Origin of the sequence: Achromobacter sp. (assembly GCF_036567245.1) — a bacterium.
Classification (GTDB): Bacteria; Pseudomonadota; Gammaproteobacteria; order Burkholderiales; family Burkholderiaceae_B; genus Achromobacter.
The window spans coordinates 1-3862 of record NZ_DATCUY010000147.1 but is presented as its reverse complement, the minus strand read 5'-3'; the positions used below and the strand labels follow the sequence as shown (position 1 = coordinate 3862).

Annotated in this window: 2 protein-coding genes and 1 pseudogene; 2 read left to right on the top strand and 1 reads right to left on the bottom strand. The window is 68.1% G+C overall.

The genetic code is table 11. From position 1 onward, the window contains the following. Window positions 1-448 (top strand): annotated as a pseudogene (locus VIR09_RS06565) (MFS transporter); the annotation flags it as partial. Window positions 449-480: 32 nt separating this feature from the next. On the opposite strand, the gene queC reads toward VIR09_RS06565, so the two are convergent. After that, on the bottom strand, window positions 481-1200 hold the full coding sequence (gene queC / locus VIR09_RS06560) for a 7-cyano-7-deazaguanine synthase QueC (RefSeq protein ID WP_332012138.1): 720 nt from the start codon (window positions 1198-1200) through the stop codon (window positions 481-483). 223 nt (window positions 1201-1423) lie between these two features. Between queC and ppc the strand changes: the two genes are divergently transcribed. Continuing rightward, a partial coding sequence (gene ppc, locus VIR09_RS06555) for a phosphoenolpyruvate carboxylase (protein ID WP_332012137.1) occupies window positions 1424-3862 on the top strand: 2439 nt, incomplete at its 3' end.

Genomic DNA, 3862 nt, shown 5'->3' with positions numbered 1-3862 from the left:
GGCGGCCTTGTGGGGCGTGGGCCAGTTCGCGGCCAGGCTGGCCGACGTGGCGCTGGGCTCGCGCCTGCATCCGCTGACGCTGACGCTGGCGGTGTGCGCCGTCCTGCCGCTCTGCTTTCTGCTGGCGCTGCTGTCCGGCGGCAACCTCTACGCCACCGCCGCCTATGCGCTGCTTTATGGCGCCTGTAATGGCCTCTTGACCATCACCCGCGGCACCTTGCCGCTGGCGCTGTTCGACTTCCGCAGCTATGGCGCGCTGGTGGGCTCGCTGCTGATCCCCAGCTTCCTGCTTACCGCTGCCTCGCCGGTGGCCTATGCCTACATCGTGGACAGCCATGGCGCGCGCGGCGCGATGGCGCTGTCGGTGGTCCTGGCCGCGGCGATCTGCGCGGCAGCGTTCGCGCTGCGGTGGAAGTTCATCGCCAGGACCCGCGCGGCATTGGCCTGAAGTGCCTGCCCCGCGGTTCCGGGAACCGCGCCTCAGCCTTCGGCGGCGGTAGCCACCACCCATTTTTCCCACCCGATCTTCCTGAGCTTGCAGGCGGGGCATTCGCCACAGCCATAGCCCCAGTCATGGCGCGCGCCGCGCTCGCCCAGATAGCAGGTATGGCTTTCCTCGACGATGGTTTCCACCAACGTGTCGCCGCCCAACTGATGCGCCAGCGCCCAGGTCTCGGACTTGTCGATCCACATCAGCGGCGTCTCGATCGTGACCCTGGACCCCAGGCCCAGGCCCAGCGCCACCTGCTGCGCCTTGATGGTGTCATCGCGGCAGTCGGGATAGCCGGAAAAATCGGTTTCGCACATGCCGCCCACCAGCACATCCAGCTGGCGGCGATAACCCAACGCGGCGGCAAGGGTCAGGAACAGCAGGTTGCGGCCGGGCACGAAGGTGTTGGGCAGGCCGTTGGACTGCATCTCGATGGCGCGGTCGCTGGTCATGGCGGTGTCTCCCACCTGCCCCAGCACCTTCAGGTCCAGCAGATGGTCCTCGCCCAGGCGCGGCGCCCAGTCGGGAAAGTTGCTGCGGATGTCGCGCAGCACATTCAGGCGCGCACTCAGTTCGATGTGGTGCCGCTGGCCATAATCGAACGCCACGGTTTCCACATGGGCATAGCGGTCCAGCGCCCAGGCCAGGCAGGTGGTGGAATCCTGGCCGCCCGAAAACAGCACGAGCGCGCGACGTTGATGATTTTGCATAAAAGGGGGCTTCTGGAAAGACGAAGGGACGGGAGGCTTGTACGGACAGGGGACAGCCAGCCTTTAGTGTAAACATGCTGCTGGCGGACTTTAAAGCGCCCCCGGCGGTGGCCGTTAAAAGTCTGCGTAAAATCTTCCTGATTCTTTTTCCCGGTTTACCTGCAACGCCTCTTCTTTCCTACCCTTTTCCCCTCTCTCAGCAGCCTCGACGGATCCCCGCCAGATGAATGCCATGCGCCCGCAGTCCGATTCAGCAGAACCCTTGCGTCACGATATCCGGCTGTTAGGCCGATTACTGGGCACCGTCATCGAGGAATGTGAGGGCAAACGCGTCTTCGACACCATCGAAACCCTGCGCCGCACGGCCGTGAAGTTCCGCCGCGAAGGCAACGACGCCGACGGCAAACTGCTGGAGCAACGCGTCAAGCGCCTGCAAGGCAGCGACCCCAACTCGGTGGCGCGCGCCTTCAGCTACTTCCTGCACCTTTCCAATATCGCCGAAGACCGCGACCAGAACCGCCGTCAGCGCGCCCGCGCCATCGCCAGCGACGCACCGGAGCGCGGCAGCCTGCGCGAAGCGGTGCAGACCCTGGGCCGCCAGGGCGTGGGCGTGGCGCGCATCCGCCGCCTGCTGGCCGAGGCCTGCGTGATGCCGGTGCTGACCGCGCACCCCACCGAAGTGCAGCGCAAGAGCACGCTGGACGTGCATCGCGAGATCGCCGCGGCGCTGATCCAGCGCGAGGGCACCCTCACCCCGGACGAGCTGGCCGACCTCGACGCATCGCTGCTGGGCCGCGTAGCCACGCTGTGGCAGACCCGCATGCTGCGCTACACGCGCTTGACAGTGGCGGACGAAATCGAGAACGCGCTGTCGTACTACCGCAGCACCTTCCTGCAAGTCATCCCGCGGGTGTACGGCGACCTGTCCAAGCTGCTGAGCCGCGAATCCGCCAAGCCATTCGCCGCGCCGCCTGCGCCGCTGGAGCCGTTCCTGCGCATGGGTAGCTGGATCGGCGGCGACCGCGACGGCAACCCCAACGTGGACGCCAGCACCCTCGAACGCGCGCTGCTGCGCCAGGCCACCGTGCTGTTCGAACACTATCTGCAAGAGGTCCACGCGCTGGGCGCGGAACTGTCCGTCACCACCTTGCTGATCGGCGCCGACGCCGAACTGCTGACGCTGGCCGAGGCCAGCGGCGACGATTCGCCCCACCGCCGCGACGAACCCTACCGCCGCGCACTGGTGGGCGTGTACGCCCGCCTGGCCGCCACCGCGCAGCGCCTGACGGGCCAGAACCTGGCGCGTCGCAGCACCGTCGCCGCCACCGCCTACGAACGGCCGGAAGAACTGTCCGCCGACCTCGCCGTAATCGCCGCCTCGCTGGCCGCCCATCACGGCGCCCCCATTGGCAAGCTGCGCCTGGCCGGACTGCAACAGGCCGTGGAAGTCTTCGGCTTCCATCTGGCCACGGTGGACCTGCGCCAGAGCTCCGACGTGCACGAGCGCGCGCTGGCCGAACTGTTCGCCCTCGCCGGCACCCAGCGCGACGGCAAGCCGCTGGACTACCTGGCGCTGACCGAAGAGGAACGCGTCGAACTGCTGCGCGCCGAACTGGCGCAAGCGCGTCCGCTGGCCTCGCCCTGGATCGCCTACAGCGAAGACACCACGCGCGAACTGGCCGTGCTGCGCGCCGCCGCCGCCGGCCGCGCGCGCTACGGCAAGCAGGCCGTACGCCAGACCATCGTGTCGCACACCGAAACGCTGAGCGATCTGCTCGAAGTCATGGTGCTGCAGAAGGAAGCCGGCCTCATCGCCCCCGCCGGCCAGGACATCCAGCCCGAGGACGGCCTGATGGTGGTGCCGCTGTTCGAGACCATCCCCGACTTGCAGCGCGGCGCCGAGATCATGGCCGCCTGGCTGGACCTGCCCGAAGTTCGCCAGCGCGTGAAGCTGGCGCAGAACGGCGCGCAGGAAGTCATGCTGGGCTATTCGGACAGCAACAAGGACGGCGGTTTCCTCACCTCCAATTGGTCGCTCTACCAGGCCGAACGCGCGCTGGTCGACGTGTTCTCGGCCCGCAACGTGCGCCTGCGCCTGTTCCATGGCCGCGGCGGTTCGGTGGGTCGCGGCGGCGGCTCCAGCTTCGATGCCATCCTGGCGCAGCCCCCGGGCACCGTGGCCGGCCAGATCCGCCTGACCGAGCAGGGCGAAGTCATCCAGAGCAAGTACAAGGACGCCGAGGTCGGCCGCTGGCACCTGGAGCTTCTGGTCGCCGCCGTGCTGGAATCCAGCCTGGCGCCGCGCGCCGAAGCCACCAGCGCGGAAGACGCGCACATGGCCCAGCACGGCCCCGCCATGTCTTTCATGTCGGAAACCGCGCAGCGCACCTACCGCGGCCTGGTCTACGACACCCCGCGCTTCGCCGACTACTTCTTCGCCGCCACCCCCATCAGCGAAATCGCCGGCCTGAACATCGGCTCGCGGCCCGCCTCGCGCAAGAAGGGACAGCACATCGAAGACCTGCGCGCCATCCCCTGGGGCTTCTCCTGGGCGCAATGCCGCCTGATGCTGACTGGCTGGTACGGCATGGGCTCGGCCATCGAGGCCTACCTGGAGACCGGCGCGCCCGACGCGCCCCGCTCGCGCCGCGGCCGCCTGGCC

Bases quoted from the DNA above. Each gene is read 5' to 3' on its own strand.
- queC (WP_332012138.1), bottom strand. From the start codon at position 1,200: ATGCAAAATCATCAACGTCGCGCGCTCGTGCTGTTTTCGGGCGGCCAG.